The following is a 17,173-nucleotide window of genomic DNA, read 5'->3' as shown; positions in this document are numbered from 1 at the left end:
GCGAGCCCGCTCGCCACTGCGGACGCGCTCGTCCGCAAAAAACGCTGTACCTGTAGGAGCGAGCCTGCTCGCGATGGACGTCAGCGATAACGCGTAGTGACTGAATCAACGCGTTGCTCGTGAGTTCCTCGCGAGCAAGCTCGCTCCTACAGGACGAATGACCCCCTTATTTGCAGGAGCCTGTATGAGCAATCCAAAGAAAGCCGCGCCAGAACCTCAAGCCGAGGCCTCGCGCATCCGGGAAGGCCTGCCCTTCCCACTGGGCGCGACCTGGGATGGTCTGGGGGTCAACTTCGCCTTGTTTTCCGCCAACGCCACCAAGGTTGAACTGTGCATCTTCGATGACGCTGGCGAGGTAGAACTTGAGCGCATCGAGCTGCCGGAATACACCGACGAGATCTATCACGGTTATCTGCCCGACGCCCATCCGGGGCTGATCTACGGCTACCGTGTCTATGGCCCGTATGACCCGGCCAACGGTCATCGCTTCAACCACAACAAACTGCTGATCGACCCGTACGCCAAACAACTGGTCGGCGAGCTGAAATGGTCCGAAGCGCTGTTCGGCTACACCATCGGCCATCCCGACGCCGACCTGAGCTTCGACGAACGAGACAGTGCGCCGTTCGTGCCCAAGTGCAAGGTGATCGACCCGGCGCACACGTGGGGTCATGACCATCGCGTCAGCGTGCCGTGGGACAAGACGATCATTTATGAGACCCACGTGCGTGGCATTAGCATGCGTCACCCCTCGGTTCCTGAGAATGTGCGTGGCACCTTTGCCGGGTTGATGGTCGATGACGTGCTGGAACACATCCGCAAGCTCGGCGTGTCCACCGTGGAACTGCTGCCGATTCACGCCTTCGTGAATGACCAGCACCTGCTGCACAAGGGCATGACCAATTACTGGGGCTACAACAGCATCGCGTTTTTCGCCCCGGACCCGCGCTACCTGGCCAGTGGCAAGATCGCCGAGTTCAAGGAGATGGTCGCGCACCTGCACGAAGCCAATCTCGAAGTGATCCTCGACGTGGTCTACAACCACACCGCCGAGGGCAACGAACAAGGTCCGACCCTGTCCATGCGTGGCATCGACAACGCCTCGTACTATCGCTTGATGCCCGACGACAAGCGCTTCTACATCAACGATTCCGGCACCGGTAACACCCTGGACCTGAGTCATCCGTGCGTACTGCAGATGGTCACCGACTCCCTGCGTTACTGGGCCACGGAAATGCACGTCGACGGTTTCCGCTTTGACCTGGCGACCATCCTCGGGCGTTACCACGATGGTTTCGACGAGCGTCACAGCTTCCTCGTCGCCTGTCGCCAGGACCCGGTGCTGCGCCAGGTGAAAATGATTGCCGAGCCCTGGGACTGCGGTCCCGGCGGTTATCAGGTCGGTGGCTTTCCGCCGGGCTGGGTCGAGTGGAACGACAAGTTCCGCGACACCGTGCGCGCCTTCTGGAAAGGCGATGAGGGTCAATTGGCCGACTTTGCCAGCCGCATGACCGCCTCGGGGGAAATGTTCAACCAGCGTGGTCGTCGTCCGTACTCGTCGGTGAACTTCATCACCGCCCACGACGGTTTCACCCTCAACGACCTGGTGTCGTACAACGACAAGCACAACGAAGCCAACGACGAGAACAACCAGGACGGCAGCAACAACAACCTGTCGTGGAACCATGGCGTCGAAGGCCCGACCGACGACCCCGAGATCAACGAATTGCGCTTCCGCCAGATGCGCAACTTCTTCGCCACCTTGCTGCTGTCCCAGGGCACACCCATGCTGGTGGCGGGCGACGAATTTGCCCGCACCCAGGACGGCAACAACAACGCCTACTGCCAGGACAGCGAAATCGGCTGGGTCAACTGGGACCTGAGCGAGGACGGCAAGGCCCTGCTCAAGTTCGTCAAACGCCTGATCAAATTACGCCTGGCCTACCCGATCCTGCGCCGCGGACGCTTCCTGGTGGGCAATTACAACGAGGACATCGGTGTCAAGGATGTCACCTGGCTCGCGCCCAGCGGCGAAGAGATGACCATCGAGCAATGGGAAGACGCCCATGGCAAGTGCCTGGGCATGCTGCTCGATGGTCGCGCCCAGGAAACCGGGATTCGCCGCAAGGGCGGTGACGCGACGTTGTTGCTAGTGGTCAACGCGCACCACGACATCGTCAATTTCACCCTGCCGGAAGTGCCGGATGGCGGCTTCTGGACCTGCATGATCGACACCAACCAGCCGTCGGTCCGTGGCCAGGAGCGCTTCGCGTTCGGGCACGAATATTCGGTCACCGGCCGTTCGTTGCTGCTGTTCGAATTGCAGCATGAGGAAGAAGAGTGAAATGGACCTACAGGCTTTTCTGCAGCGACAGCCACCGGACTACGCCGACACTCAGGCGCTAGGCCGGTGCCTGCGGGAAATGGTCGAGGCGGGTCTCGATCAGCTCCCGCTGCCGGGCGGTGGCCAGACGCTGGAAAGGTTCCAGCGTCTGGCCGAGGTTGGCGGGCATGACTTGGGGTTGTGCAAGCTGTACGAAGGTCATACCGACGCCCTGGCGATCATTCAGCAACTGGGCGGCTCGCCCACGGCTTGCAGCACGTGGGGAATGTGGGCAGCGGAACCACCGGACGCGCGGGTACGGGTCAGCCGGCAAGGTCAGCTCGTAGCCTTGAACGGCCGCAAAGCCTGGTGTTCGGGGGCCGCGGCGTTGAGTCATGCGCTGCTCACCGCCTGGGACGAACAGGACCGGCAGCAATTGGTCGCGGTGGCGCTGGATCAGCCTGGTGTGACCGTCACCGATCAAGGCTGGCAAGCCGTGGGCATGGCTGCCACCGGCAGCGTGGAGGTGCTGTTCGACGGCGCCGAAGCCCAGGCCATCGGTCATCCCGGCGATTACCTGCGGCGCCCGGGTTTCTGGCAAGGCGGAATCGGCATCGCGGCGTGCTGGTATGGCGCGGCGCAAAGCCTCGCCGAACGGCTGCGAAGTCATTGTGCCCATCGCGAAGAACCCCACGCCCTCGCCCATCTCGGTGCCGTCGACAGTGCGCTGCATGCCGCGGCGACGGTGTTGCGCTTCAGCGCCTCGAGTATTGACGCAGCGCCTCAGGAGGATGCTGAAGGCCTGGCTCGCCGGGCCCGGGCGGTGGTTGAAAACAGTGTCGAGCAGGTGATTCTGCACGTCGGCCACGCCCTTGGCGCCGGCCCGTATTGCAAGGACCGGCAGTTCGCCCGACTGATCGCCGACCTGCCGGTGTTCCTGCGGCAAAGCCACGCAGAACGCGACCTTGCCGCCCTCGGCAAGCACGTCATCAACGGAACATGGACGTTATGAAAACCAATCCTATCGTCGGTCAGGGCACGCCCCTGCACCAGTGGCAGACCTCCAGCCATCTGGCGCAATTGCCAGTGATCGACATTCTCGATCTGGTGCCGCAAGGCTCGCGGGCCGTGATCGTAGCGCCACATCCGGACGATGAAGTGCTCGGCTGCGGCGGCTTCCTGCAATTACTCGCTGCCGCCGGCAGACCGTTGGAGTTGATTTCGGTCACCGATGGCAGCGCCAGTCACCCCGGTTCCCGGCGCTGGCCGGTCGAGCGCTTGAGCGTGGTGCGGCCGCAGGAGTCGGCCGAAGCGTTACGTCGACTCGGCTTGCCATTGCACAGCCTGAAATGGTTACGGGGTGGGTTCGCCGACAGCCAGGTAGCGTCGCGGGAAGCGCAGTTGAGTGAATTCATCGAGCGACACCTGCGGCCCAACGACGTGGTGTTCACTACGTGGCGCGAAGACGGGCATTGCGATCATGAGGCGGTCGGGCGTGCCAGCGCTGCGGCGGCGAAACGGGTTGGCGCGACCGTGCATGAGCTGCCCGTCTGGACCTGGCACTGGGCAACGCCTGAAGACAGCCTGGTGCCCTGGGAGCGAGCGCGAAAAATCCTGCTGACGCCGCCGCTGGTGGCGCGCAAACGTCATGCGATTCACGCCTTCGCCAGTCAACTGGAAGGCGACCCGCACATCGGCTTGCCGCCGGTGCTGGCGCCGTATGTGATCGATCGTTTGCTGCAACCATTCGAGGTGGTGTTTCTATGAGTGTCGAGGATCGTTACTTCGATGGATTGTTTGCCGGCAACGACGATCCCTGGGCGTTTCGCCAGCGCTGGTACGAACAGCGTAAACGGGCAATTACCCTGGCCGCGTTGCCCCGGCCGCGCTACCGCTCGATCTTTGAACCCGGCTGCGCCAACGGTGAATTGAGCGCCGACCTGGCGACGCGCTGCGATCGCCTGCTGTGTTACGACACGGCGTCAGCCGCCGTGGCCCTGGCGCGCACACGCCTGAGCCTGTTCGATCACGCCGAAGTCCACCAGGGTCGCCTGCCCGGCGACTGGCCGAACGAACAGTTCGACCTGATCGTGCTAAGTGAAGTCGGCTATTACCTGGACGCCGACGACCTCAACCAGCTGATTCAACACGCCGCGCAGTCGCTGACGGCCGACGGTCAATTGCTGGCCTGTCACTGGCGCCCACCGATCGATGGCTGCCCGTTGAACGCTCGGCAGGTCCATGACCAGTTGCACGAGCATCTGCACTTGCCGCGCCTGGTCCTGCATCAGGAAGCCGATTTTCTGCTGGAACTCTGGAGCCGCGAACCACGCTCCGTGGCGGCGCTGGAGGGCTTGCGATGATCGGCATCCTGATCCCGGCGCATAACGAAGAAGATTTGCTTGACGACTGTTTGCAAGCGGCGTTGCGTGCGGCGCAACACGAGCTGCTTGGCGGTGAGCCGGTCGACGTGTTGGTGGTGCTCGACAGTTGCACCGACCGGTCGTCCGCGATTGTCGGCCGCTACCCGGTGCATTGCCTGGAAATCGACGCGCGCAATGTCGGCCAGGCCCGCGCGGTCGGGGCGCGCTTTCTGCTGGAGCGCGGGGCGCGCTGGATTTCCTGCTCCGACGCCGACAGTCGTGTCGCCCACGACTGGCTGGTGGCGCAGCTGTCGCTTGCCGTTGATGCGGTGTGCGGTACGGTCACCGTGGAAACCTGGGATGAGTCGTTCGACGAAGCTGCGCAGATTCGTTATCACCAGCATTATCAGGCCCGCGAAGGCCACCGGCATATTCACGGCGCCAATCTCGGCATCAGTGCTGACGCCTATCGGCGCGCCGGTGGTTTCAAAGCGTTGGCCTGCGATGAGGATGTGCAGTTGGTGCGACAGCTTGAACGCTGCGGGGCGACGATCGCCTGGAGCCACCGTCCTCAGGTGCTGACCAGTGCCAGGCTGGACAGTCGCGCCCGGGGTGGCTTCGGCGATTACTTGCGAGGAATGATTCAGAGCGGATAAAAAACCCACCGTTTGGAACATAAACGCGACGAACAGCGTGAGTTGAGCAATACTCTGCTCGCTGCAATCCAGGGCCCGGAGCGCGGCACATTGCTATCCATTACAACAAGGACGTAGTCTGATGAAACCTGTTTCCCTCAGCGACAGCAGCCTGTCAGCCCAGATCTGGAACTCCGCGCCTCAGCTGGAAAATGTTCCGGTCATCAACACCCAGACGTTGGTTCCCACCGGTGCACGCGCCGTGGTGATCGCCCCGCACCCCGGCGACGAAGTGGTGACCTGCGGCGGCCTTCTGCAACTGCTCAGCGCCCTCGGTCATCCCCTGCAATTGATCTCGATTACCGATGGCAGCGCCAGTCACCCGGGGTCGCAGCAATGGTCGGAGAAACGCCTCAGCGTGTTCCGCCCGCAGGAAAGCGTCGAAGCCCTGCGCCGCCTCGGGTTGCCGATGCACAGCCTGAAGTGGATTCGCGGCGGGTTTACCGATAACGCACTGGCCGAGCGCGAGCTGCAATTGACCGAATTCATCGCCCGGTACCTGCGACCGGGCGATGTGGTGTTCAGCACCTGGTGCGAGGACGGCAACATCGACCATGACGCGGTTGGTCGCGCCAGTGCGCAAGCGGCGTCGATGGTCGGGGCGGCGTTCAATGAGGTGCCGGTCTGGGCCTGGCACTGGCCAACGCGGGACAGCAACCTGATCCCCTGGCACCGCGCCCGCAAGCTCCGGCTCGATACCTGGACCGTCGCGCGCAAAAGCCACGCCACCCACGCCTACGCCAGCCAGCTCGACGGCGAACCCGCCATCGGCCTCGCCCCGTTGATACCACCGGTGTTACTGGAGCGGATGCGGTTGCCCTATGAAATCGTGTTCATCTGAACGGCGGGCCAGCTCCTGCAGGGTTATGTGGCGGGCAGGAATAGTGTGAACTCCGGGCTCCTGCAGGATTGATATGAGCCCGCTATCCTGACCCATCGCGCAAACTGAACTGCCCGCCCCCGCATCAGTCGCATACATAAGCAGCCCTGATTCAGAGGAGTGAACGTGACCAGTGATTCCAAGCGACAGGCCGTCGAATCGATGCCATCCGAGGCGCCTCCGGCGATTCATCGAATCAGGGTGCTGACGGTCAATACCCACAAGGGTTTTACCGCGCTCAACCGACGCTTCATTCTCCCGGAACTGCGTGAAGCGGTGCGCAGCACCTCGGCGGACCTGGTGTTTCTGCAGGAGGTTGTCGGCGAGCACGAGCGCCATTCTTCCCGTTTCAACGACTGGCCGCAGACCTCGCAATACGAGTTTCTGGCCGACAGCATGTGGAGCGACTTCGCCTACGGGCGCAACGCGGTCTACCCCGATGGCCACCACGGCAACGCCCTGCTGTCGAAATACCCCATCCGCGAATACCGCAACCTCGACGTCTCGATCACCGGCCCCGAACGCCGCGGGCTCCTGCATTGCGTGCTCGATGTGCCAGGCCACGCCGAAGTCCACGCAATCTGCGTCCACCTCAGCCTGCTGGAAAGCCACCGCCAACTTCAGCTGGAACTGCTCTGCCAACTGCTCGAATCCCTGCCCGATGATGCCCCCGTGATCATCGCCGGCGACTTCAACGACTGGCAGTTGCAAGGCAACGCGGCCCTCGCCCGTCGCGACTACCTGCACGAAGCCTTCGAACGCCATCACGGTCGCCCGGCAAAAACCTATCCGGCGCGGTTTCCGTTGCTACGCCTGGACCGGATCTACCTGCGCAATGCCAGCAGTCATGATCCGCGCATATTGGGCAGCAAACCGTGGACGCACCTGTCGGATCATTTGCCACTGGCGGTGGAAGTGCATCTCTGACTTTTTCCACCCAACCCTGAAAAAAACCCAAATAAACGCCCTACCTGTTACTTATGACAGTAGCCGGGCTACCAATTCTATTGTTACGGTGCGTCTGTCCATACCGGTTGTCATATGGACGGGACCGTTGCAGCCAGAATTGCCAGGGTTTTCAGTAGGGATCACTGCGTTTTTCGTCTCGCAATCAGCGCTGCCAGGGCACCCGAATCACTGTCACTCATGACGAGGGCACGGTTCGGCGCCAGCTGATGCGTGGAGACGAACATGAGTTTTGCGACCGTGCTGCCCAAGTATCGCTATTCTGCGTGCGCCTTTTCCCTCTATCTGTGTGTCGGCTGGTCTCACACCGCCCACGCGGCGTGCACGCTGACCCCGACCGCGGGTAACGACAACTTCACCTGTGACAGCGGCAGCAGCGGGCCGCTGACCGATCTGACCGGCAACAACACCCTGACCTTTCCCGCCAACGGCACCGGTGTGATCAACGGCAACGTGCGCTTCGGTGCGGGGGCCGACAGCGTGATCATGAATTCCGGAACGATCAACGGCACCCTTGATCAGGGCGACGGCGCCAATACCCTCACCATCAGCGCCGGGCAAATCACCGGCGCCGTTAATCAAGGCGCCAATATCGACAATTTCGTCATGAGCGGCGGGACCCTCCAGTCCCTGGCCCAAGGCGACAGCCGTGATTCGTTCCTGATGACCGGCGGCACCATCGTTGGCGCCTTCGAAGATGGCGATGTGGCCAGAATGACCGGGGGCAGCATCGGTCGGGTCGACATGAAGCTCGACAACAATATTTTCGACCTGTCGGGCGGGCAGATCATCGGCAACCTGGTCACCGGTTTCGGCACCGACACGATCATCGTTTCTGGCGGGCGAATCGGTGGCAACATCAGCGTCAGCGGCGGCAATGACAGCATCACCGTCACCGGCGGCGAGATCGTCGGCGAGATCCGCGCCAGCGCCGGCGATGACACGCTGGTATGGGACGGTGGCGGGATCATCCGCTCGGCGATCCTGATGGACGTCGGCAATGATCGGGCAACCCTGCGCAATCTGACGCAAAGCACCCTCGCGACCACCCCGACGCTCGACGGCGGCACCGGCAACAACGTGCTGACCTTCGACAAGACCACCTCCGCCGGTGCCAGCCGCTACACCAATTGGGAAACGGTCAACCTCACCAACGGCTCGCGCTTCGACCTGGACGGCATTTTCAGCCTGGGCGACAGCGCCACCGGCACCGGCGTCTTCAACATTGATGGCAGCAGCACGCTGACATCGGTCCAGGGCAGCATTGCAGCGTTCACACCCGGCCAACTGGCCACGCTGAACAACAGCGGTGTAATCGACCTCACCAGTGGCAACACCCGGACCAACGACACCTTGACCGTTCAGGGCAACTACGACCGGCAATGGTGGTCAATTGCTGCTGCAAAGTGCGCTCGGCGATGACAGCTCGCCCAGCGACAAACTGGTGGTCAACAACGGCACGTTGACCGGCAACACGCTGATCACGGTCACCAACGTCGGCGGCACAGGCGCCGCAACCCTGCAAAACGGCATTCAACTGGTGCAAGCCCAGGGCACAGCCGTCAGCAATAGTGGCGCCTTCGCGCTGAACGCCCCGGTGTCGGCCGGAGCGTTCGATTACAACCTGTTCAAGGGCGGCGTCACCGTCGGCAGCGAAAACAGCTGGTATTTGCGCTCGACGGTGGTTGCACCGCCGCTGGTCGCGGTGGCGAACGCGGACCCGACGCTGCCGCCGACCCTCGAACCTCTCGTGCCCGTCCCCGTGGCAGCTGCCGTCGCCGGGGAGATTCCGCTGTTACCTGCCGCCGTGCCGGGTGCCGCGCCGATCCCGCTGTACCGCGCCGAAGTCCCGGTCTGGTCAGTGATGCCGCCCGCCGCCGCGCAGCTGGCGCTGAACGCGCTTGGCACCTTCCACGATCGTCAGGGCGATCAGCGCCTGCTCAGCGAAACCGGCGCCCTGAGCGCGGGCTGGGGCCGGGTCTATGGCAAGAACTTCGAACAGACCTGGGCCGGCACCGTAACCCCGAAACTCGACGGTTCGCTCAACGGCTTTCAGGTCGGTAATGACCTGTTTAGCTCGCAACTGGCCGGTGGGCAAACTCAACGGACTGGTTTCTTCGTCGGCCATAGTCGCTTGCAGGGCGATGTCGACGGTTTCAACGGCGGCTTCCAGGGCAAAAGCGCGGGCAAGGTCGACCTTGAAGGCAACAGCCTTGGCCTCTACTGGACGCTGATCGATCCCGCCGGTGCCTACCTCGACACCGTCGCGATGTACACCTGGCTGGACGGTGACAATCATTCTGATCGCGGCCTGAAGATCGACAACGATGGGCACGTCATGACCCTCTCTGCCGAGGTCGGCTACCCGATCCCGGTAGCCGACAATTGGGTGATCGAACCCCAGGCGCAAGCCATCTACCAGAAAGTGCAGCTCGACGGCCAGGACGACGGCATCTCACATGTCTCGTTCGATGCCGATAACAGCTGGACCGGCCGCGTCGGCGCGCGCCTCAAGGGGCGTTATGCAGTCAGCGGCAGGCCGCTCGAACCGTACGTGAGGGCGAATATCTGGCACACCTTCACCGGTACCGATACGGTCACTTTCGACCATGTCGATCAGATCGACACCCAGCAACGCGCCTCATCCGCCGACCTCGGGGTGGGAATGGTGTTGAGCCTGGCCTCGTCGGTCAGTGTGTACGCTGGCGTCGACTACACCAGCAATATCGACAGTAACCAACAACGGGGAATTTTCGGCAACGCAGGTATCAGAGTGAGTTGGTAGCGGTTTAGAAGGCTCTGGCCCGTCGTTGTTCGACGTTTATTCGAACAAACAAGAACTTAGAGATTCGCCAGAAACCAGCCACTTAAATCACCTGAAATAACAGAACCGCTTATCGGCCATTTTCTTGACGCGCCCGCTTCAGTCTTCTTAGCTTCACGTTACTACCCCCGAAGTACCATCAGACAAGCCTCAGTTTCCCGTGAAAACGGGCAGCTGAAGGCTTGCTCTAATCCATTCGGCCGCCCCTCATTCGGGGTAGGAGAGACGCCAAAAGCGAGATAACGCATGCGACTGCAAGGTAGACCTCCATGAAAACTTCATTCACCCAACAAGAGATCAAAATCACGTTTTGCACGGTGTCGAGTTCACTCCTGCTGTGCTCAACCATGGAAGTGCAGGCCACGCCGGCTGCCGATGAAGAAACCGCCCCCTGGTATTACCAGGATGTTCCGTCCCTTGCCCTGCCCGCTTTCGCTAACACCTATCCCGGCCGATTCAGCGCCGCAGCCGATTTGCGAAGTTCACGCCTGACAATCGAAGATGCCGCGCCGTCGGCCTGGGATCAGGTCTATGGCCAACCGGCGCGCCAGGCCCAGACCGATTACGAGTCACAGGGGCTCGGCCTTTCCGGCACCAACTCATCCAAAGGCCCGGCGATCCTGACCCTGCAAAGCAGCAGCGGGCATACCCAGCAGGTCGGTCTGATCGGCGGTATCAGTCAGTTCCAGGCCAACGGCAATGGTCTGCTCACCAGCCGCGCCCTTGCTGACCCGAACACTGACACCCTGAACCTGCAAGGCCAAAGCCTCGGCGCCTACTGGAGCCTGACCGGCCCTCAGGGCTGGCACGTGGATTTGACGGCCAGCGGTGGTCGGGTCAATGGCTTCAGCCGCAATGAACAAGGCGCCCGCCAGGCCACTGAAGGCAGCGCCCTGACCCTCTCGGTGGAAGGCGGTTTCCCGATCGGTCTGAGCGAGAACTGGATCGTCGAACCCCAGGCGCAGTTGATCAATCAACGCATCACGCTGGACACGCCGTATGCGGGGTCCGGCAATGCGTCGTCCACTGACCTCACGTCCTGGAGCGGCCGGGTCGGCGCCCGCTTGAAAGGCAGTTACGACATCAACGGGCTGGGCGTCGAACCCTACGTGCGGACCAACTTGTGGCACACGGTGTATACCGGCAACACCGTGACCCTCGATCAGGTCGACAAGATCAGCAGCAGCCGGAACTCATCGACGGTTGATGTGGGATTGGGGCTGGTGGCACGGGTGACGCCGGTGGTGAGTCTGTACGTCAGCGCGGATTACAGCAGCGACGTGGATGACAATGATTTGAATGGGTTGATCGGGAGTCTGGGGATTCGGATGCGGTGGTGAGCGGTTGGATCTGCAGATTTGAGTTGTCCGGGCCTACGCCTTCGCGAGCAAGTCGAATTGCTCGCGAAGGGCGCGACGCGGTCTAGAAGATCAACCCTCCGGCCGCAGCATCAACACCGCCAGCGGCGGCAGATTCAGCACCAGCGACAGAGCCTGCCCATGGCTCGCTTCTTCCTCGGTAAACGCCTCGCCACCGTTGCCGTAGTTAGAACCGGCGTAGGTCGCCGAATCACTGTTGATGACCTCGCTCCAGCGTCCGGCAAACGGTACGCCGATGCGATACCCCGCACGCGGCACCGGTGTGAAGTTCGCCACCACCAGCACCGGACGCCCGTCTTTGCTCCAGCGCAGGAACGCATAGACGCTGTTGATCGCGTCGTCGCCAATCAGCCACTGGAAGCCTTGCGGCGCATCGTCCTGGTCATGCAGCGCCGGTTCCTCGCGGTACAAGCGATTCAGGTCGCTGACCAGTTTCTGCACGCCTTTGTGTTCCGAATACTGCAGCAGGTACCAATCAAGCTGCTGGTCATGGTTCCATTCGCGCCACTGGCCAAATTCACAGCCCATGAACAATAGCTTCTTGCCCGGGTGCGCCCACATGAAACTCAGGTACGCCCGCAGGTTGGCGAATTTCTGCCAGCGGTCGCCGGGCATCTTGTCGATCAACGAGTGCTTGCCGTGGACCACTTCGTCATGGGAGATCGGCAGGATGAAGCGCTCGGACCAGGCATACACCAGGCCGAAGCTCAGTTCGTTGTGGTGATGCGCGCGATAGACCGGGTCCTGCTGGATGTAATGCAGCGAATCGTGCATCCAGCCCATGTTCCATTTGTAGTCGAAACCGAGGCCGCCCTGTTGCGTGCTTTGACTGACGCCGGGCCATGCCGTGGATTCCTCGGCGATCACCAAAGCGCCGGGCGCTTCAATGTTGACCACATCATTGAGGTGACGCAGGAAGTCGATCGCTTCAAGGTTCTCCCGACCGCCGTGACGGTTGGGCACCCACTCGCCGGCCTTGCGCGAATAGTCGCGGTACAGCATCGACGCCACCGCATCGACACGCAGGCCATCGACGTGGAAATGCTTGAGCCAGTGCAGCCCCGACGCCAGCATGTAGCCGTGCACTTCGGTGCGACCCAGGTTGTAGATCAACGTGTCCCAATCCTGGTGGAAACCTTCCTGTGGGTTGCCGTATTCGTACAGCGCGGTGCCGTCGAACTGCGCCAGGCCGTGGGTGTCGGTGGGAAAATGCGCCGGCACCCAATCGAGGATGACGCCAATGTCTGCCAGGTGGCAGGCGTTGACGAACGCGGCGAAATCATCCGGCGAACCGTAGCGGGCGCTCGGAGCGAATTGCGAAAGCAGTTGATAGCCCCAGGAGCCGCCAAACGGGTGCTCCATGATCGGCATCAGCTCGATGTGAGTGAAACCCAGCTCCTTGACGTAAGGTATCAACCGTTCGCCCAGCTCATGCCAGGTGTACTGGCGGGCGACTTCACCCAGGTCGTCCAGCTCGCACTGCCAGGAACCGGCGTGCAGTTCGTAAATCGACAGCGGCGCACTTGGCCGCGAACGCTCGACCCGGGCCTGCATCCACTCGTGATCCTGCCAGTCGATGTTCAGCGGCGAGGCAACTTTCGACGCGGTGTCCGGCGGCAGCGTGGTCGCCAGGGCCATCGGGTCAGCCTTGAGCGGCAAAATGCCGTGGGCCCCGAGGATCTCGTACTTGTAGGCTTCTCCCGCCTGCATCCGCGGAATGAACAACTCCCAGACACCCGTGGGATGACGCAGGCGCATCGGGTGCCGACGGCCGTCCCAGTTGTTGAAGTCACCGACCACCGACACCCGCTTGGCATTCGGTGCCCACACGGCGAAACGCACGCCGTCGACGCCATCGACGTTTTTCAGCTGCGCGCCGAGGCAACTGCTGAGGTCGCGGTGATTGCCTTCGGCAAACAGATACAAGTCCATTTCGCCCAGCAGCGGGCCGAAGCTGTAGGGATCTTCCGACACCTGTTCGCCGCCGGCCCAGCGCGTGCGAAGAACGTAGGGCTGCAACCGGTCGAAATGCCCGACAAACAGCCCCGGTGTTTCCGTGGCTTGCAGTGAACCGAGTTCTTCCCCGGAATCTTTGCTCAGCACCTGAACACTCAAGGCGTCCGGCAGATAAGCCCGAATGAATTGGCCGCCGGCGTCGTCACCATGGGGGCCGAGAATTGCAAAAGGGTCGTGATGCTCGGCGCGTACCAGCGCGTCGATGTCCCGCGGTCCGGGCATTAACGCCTCTCTGGCATGACCCGCGTTACCCTGTTCCCTGTTCGAGAAACTCATGACTACTCTCCACCAAGATCGGAAAAGGGTTTAAGCCCACTCAATAATCCATATAAACCGTGCAACGGCACGGGTAGCCAAGTGGGCCGGTTTTCTGCCTCATAGGCTACCTCGTACGCCGCCTTCTCCAGACCGAACAACGCCAGCGCGGCGTCCTCGCCTTCCGGATCTTGCCACGCATGACCAAGACTAGCTGCCGCCAGCCGATAAGCGTCGACAAATGCCTGTTTCGCTTCATTTAAATAGCGATCGGAGACGCGTTGCCGCGCGGCTTGGGCCTCGGCGGTGTTATCGACGTTATGCACGATAATCGCCATGGCCGCCGCATAGTCGAAAGAACGCAAAACACCGCTGACGTCCTTGTACGGGCTGTGCTTGCCGCGACGCTCGGCCAGTGGCCGCGCCGGCTCGCCCTCGAAGTCGATCAGGTAGGCATCGCCCTTGATCACCAGCACCTGCCCGAGGTGCAAGTCGCCGTGCACGCGAATGCGTAAACCTCCAATAGCCTTCCTGCCCAGTTCCTGGACGTGGCCAAGGATGGCTTTTTTGTTGTCCAGTAAACGACTGACCAGGGTTTTGTCCGCTGGGTTCAGTTCGCTTTGATGCTGCTTGAGCAGTTTCAGCGCGTGTTCCAGTTGCGCGGCCACATCCTTGGCCGAGGCCAGGGCTTCTTTTTGCGTCGTGACTTTCGGTTCGAAGTCCGGGTCATCGGTCGGCGCCGCCAGCACCTGGTGCATTTCCCCCAGACGCTGGCCGAGCATGCCGGCAAAGTCTTTCAGCTCGCCGAGGGCGTTGTAGTGCTGTTCCTGCTCGGACATGGCATCCGCCAGTTCGTCGCGCAACGCCCGTTCGAGGTTGTTCTGCGTCCATTCCCAGGCATCGCCCTGATTGCTCAGATAACCCTGGGCGATCATCAACAGATTGTCTTCGCCCTGGGCATCCCGGCGTACGACCGAGCCCAGCAACGGCGAGATGTTGGCGAAGCCGGCATTGGTCAGGTACGCGCTCATTTCCAGTTCCGGGTGCACCCCGGAGGCGACTTTACGGATCAGCTTGAGCACCATGCTTTTGCCGACCACCACTGAACTGTTCGATTGCTCCGCCGACAGGTAACGCACTTCGGATTCAGCGCCCAGGCCCAGTTTGGCCAGCTCGGCCGTCGATTCAAAGCGGATCTCGCCGCCATCGGATGGCAGCACGGTGTTGTTCTGCATGCCTTGCAGCACGGCGAGGATGAAGTTTTCCAGGCTGAACGCATCGGTGATCAAGCCCACCTGAGGGCCACGTCGTACCCGCGAAAGCGCCAGCTGCTGCGGCAATGCGGGGCCAACCTGATCGTCGGCAATGAAACCGAACGGCAGCTGATAACGGCTGGTCTGCCCACCGCTGGTGACTTCGATCTCGCTCAGCAGCACCGGATGCTGCGCATCGCCGAAGCGCACGCCGTAGGCCAGGTTGATCTTCTCGATCGTCGCATCCTTGCCGGCAAACCAGCGCCGGTTCTGCAGCCAATTCGGCAGGATGGTCTGCTCCAGCGAACCGCGGGACGGCGCATCGAGCAGTTCTTCCAGGCGTTTTTTCAGCACCAGGGTGGTGAAGTCCGGCAGGCTTTGCGCCGGTTCTACGTGCCAGCTAGGCATTTGATTCTCCGCGGCGAGTACAAACCAATAGAAGCCGTACGGCGCCAGAGTCAGAAGGAAATTCAACTGGCCGATCGGCGGGAAAGCGTTACCGCCGAGCATTTCCACCGGCACCATGCCGACGTAGGCCGACAGGTCCAGTTCCGCCGCCTGGGCGCTGCGGGACACGTTGGCCACGCACAGAATGATCTCGTGCTTGCCGTCGGCCCCGGTAAATTCACGGGTGTAGGCCAGAATCCGCCGATTGCTCGGCGACAGCATTTTCAGGCTGCCGCGACCGAACGCCTTGGATTGCTTGCGCACCGCGAGCATGCGTCGCGTCCAGTTCAGCAACGAGTGCGGGTCGCCAGCCTGGGTTTCAACGTTGACCGACAGGTAACCGTATTGCGGGTCCATGATCGGCGGCAGCACCAGGCTGGCGGGGTCGGCGCGGGAGAAGCCGCCGTTACGGTCGATCGACCACTGCATGGGTGTGCGCACGCCGTCACGGTCGCCGAGGTAGATGTTGTCGCCCATGCCGATTTCATCGCCGTAGTACATCGTCGGCGTGCCGGGCATCGACAGCAGCAGGCTATTCAGCAGCTCCACCCGGCGACGATCGCGTTCCATCAACGGTGCCAGGCGACGGCGGATCCCCAGGTTGATCCGCGCGCGACGGTCCGCCGCGTAGTAATTCCACAGGTAGTCGCGTTCCTTGTCGGTGACCATTTCCAGGGTCAACTCATCGTGGTTGCGCAGGAAGATCGCCCACTGGCAATTGGCCGGGATTTCCGGGGTCTGGCGCAAAATATCGGTGATCGGAAAACGGTCTTCCTGGGCCAGCGCCATGTACATGCGCGGCATCAACGGGAAGTGGAACGCCATGTGGCATTCGTCGCCATTCAGGCCCTTGGCGTCGATGTCGCCGAAATACAGCTGGGTGTCTTCCGGCCACTGGTTGGCTTCGGCGAGCAGCATGCGGTCGGGGTAATTTGCGTCGATTTCGGCACGGATCTGCTTGAGGACGTCGTGGGTCTCGGGCAGGTTTTCGTTATTGGTGCCGTCGCGTTCGATGAGGTACGGGATCGCGTCCAGGCGCAGGCCGTCGATGCCCATGTCGAGCCAGTAACGCATCACCGACAGCACGGCTTTCATGACCTGCGGGTTATCGAAATTCAGGTCCGGCTGGTGCGAATAGAAACGGTGCCAGAAGTACTGACCGGCGACCGGATCCCAGGTCCAGTTGGATTTCTCGGTGTCGATAAAGATGATGCGCGTGCCGTCGTATTTATGGTCGTCGTCGGACCAGACGTAGAAATCCCGCGCCGCCGACCCCGGCTTGGCTTTGCGCGCACGCTGGAACCAGGCGTGCTGGTCCGAGGTGTGGTTGATGACCAGCTCGGTGATCACCCGCAGGCCACGTTTGTGCGCCTCGGCGATGAAACGCCGGGCGTCGGCCATGGTCCCGTAATCGGGGTGCACACCACGGTATTCGGCAATGTCATAGCCGTCGTCGCGGCGTGGCGACGGATAGAACGGCAGCAGCCAGATGGTGTTGACGCCGAGATCGGCGATGTAATCGAGTTTGGCGATAAGGCCGGGAAAGTCGCCAATCCCGTCATTGTTGGAGTCGAAAAAAGACTTAACGTGAACTTGGTAGATCACTGCATCCTTGTACCAGAGCGGATCCTTGATAAACGTGGCAGCCTTGGGTTTCTTCGCCATTTGAAACTCCTGTTGAATTCGAAAAAGCCGCTTGCCTCCCTGTGGGTGGGGGGGGGGGGGGGGGGGGCGGGGGTGGGGGGGGGGGGGGGGGGGGGGGGGCGGGGGGG

10 protein-coding genes and 1 pseudogene are annotated in these 17,173 nt (G+C 61.9%); 9 read left to right on the top strand and 2 right to left on the bottom strand.

Features of this window, described 5'->3' with window-relative positions; genetic code table 11:
• Positions 1–184: 184 nt before the first annotated feature.
• The 9 genes and pseudogenes from glgX (at position 185) to NTD84_RS19715 (ending at position 11,391) form a co-directional block, all read left to right on the top strand.
• Positions 185–2,344 (top strand): glycogen debranching protein GlgX, encoded by a 2,160-nt coding sequence (gene glgX / locus NTD84_RS19755; protein ID WP_262168847.1) that lies wholly within the window; start codon positions 185–187, stop codon positions 2,342–2,344.
• Between the two features lies 1 nt (position 2,345).
• Complete coding sequence (locus NTD84_RS19750; RefSeq protein WP_262168844.1) at positions 2,346–3,335, top strand: acyl-CoA dehydrogenase; 990 nt, start codon at positions 2,346–2,348, stop codon at positions 3,333–3,335.
• Complete coding sequence (locus tag NTD84_RS19745; protein WP_262168842.1) at positions 3,332–4,090, top strand: PIG-L deacetylase family protein; 759 nt, start codon at positions 3,332–3,334, stop codon at positions 4,088–4,090. The genes NTD84_RS19750 and NTD84_RS19745 overlap by 4 nt, the downstream gene beginning before the upstream one ends.
• On the top strand, positions 4,087–4,686 hold the full coding sequence (locus NTD84_RS19740) for a class I SAM-dependent DNA methyltransferase (protein WP_262168839.1): 600 nt from the start codon (positions 4,087–4,089) through the stop codon (positions 4,684–4,686). The genes NTD84_RS19745 and NTD84_RS19740 overlap by 4 nt, the downstream gene beginning before the upstream one ends.
• A complete protein-coding gene (locus NTD84_RS19735) occupies positions 4,683–5,342 on the top strand; it encodes a glycosyltransferase (protein WP_262168836.1) in 660 nt (219 codons plus the stop codon). Before NTD84_RS19740 ends, NTD84_RS19735 begins: the two co-directional genes overlap by 4 nt.
• 121 nt (positions 5,343–5,463) lie before the next feature.
• On the top strand, positions 5,464–6,222 hold the full coding sequence (locus NTD84_RS19730) for a PIG-L deacetylase family protein (protein ID WP_262168833.1): 759 nt from the start codon (positions 5,464–5,466) through the stop codon (positions 6,220–6,222).
• 165 nt (positions 6,223–6,387) lie between these two features.
• Positions 6,388–7,188, top strand: a complete 801-nt coding sequence (locus tag NTD84_RS19725; protein WP_262168830.1) for an endonuclease/exonuclease/phosphatase family protein — start codon at positions 6,388–6,390, stop codon at positions 7,186–7,188.
• A 264-nt stretch (positions 7,189–7,452) separates the two neighbouring features.
• A pseudogene (locus NTD84_RS19720) lies at positions 7,453–10,012 on the top strand (autotransporter outer membrane beta-barrel domain-containing protein).
• Positions 10,013–10,320: 308 nt separating this feature from the next.
• Positions 10,321–11,391, top strand: a complete 1,071-nt coding sequence (locus NTD84_RS19715) for an autotransporter outer membrane beta-barrel domain-containing protein (RefSeq protein WP_262168828.1) — start codon at positions 10,321–10,323, stop codon at positions 11,389–11,391.
• 90 nt (positions 11,392–11,481) lie between these two features.
• On the opposite strand, the gene glgB is transcribed toward NTD84_RS19715, so the two are convergent.
• Positions 11,482–13,722 (bottom strand): 1,4-alpha-glucan branching protein GlgB, encoded by a 2,241-nt coding sequence (glgB, locus tag NTD84_RS19710; protein ID WP_262168825.1) that lies wholly within the window; start codon positions 13,720–13,722, stop codon positions 11,482–11,484.
• 2 nt (positions 13,723–13,724) lie between these two features.
• Positions 13,725–17,066: a maltose alpha-D-glucosyltransferase gene (gene treS, locus NTD84_RS19705; RefSeq protein ID WP_262168822.1), complete on the bottom strand. Its 3,342-nt coding sequence runs from the start codon at positions 17,064–17,066 to the stop codon at positions 13,725–13,727.
• Positions 17,067–17,173: the final 107 nt, after the last annotated feature.

Origin of the sequence: Pseudomonas sp. 14P_8.1_Bac3 (assembly GCF_025466085.1) — a bacterium.
Lineage (GTDB): Bacteria > Pseudomonadota > Gammaproteobacteria > Pseudomonadales > Pseudomonadaceae > Aquipseudomonas.
This window is presented reverse-complemented; position numbering and strand designations above follow the sequence as displayed.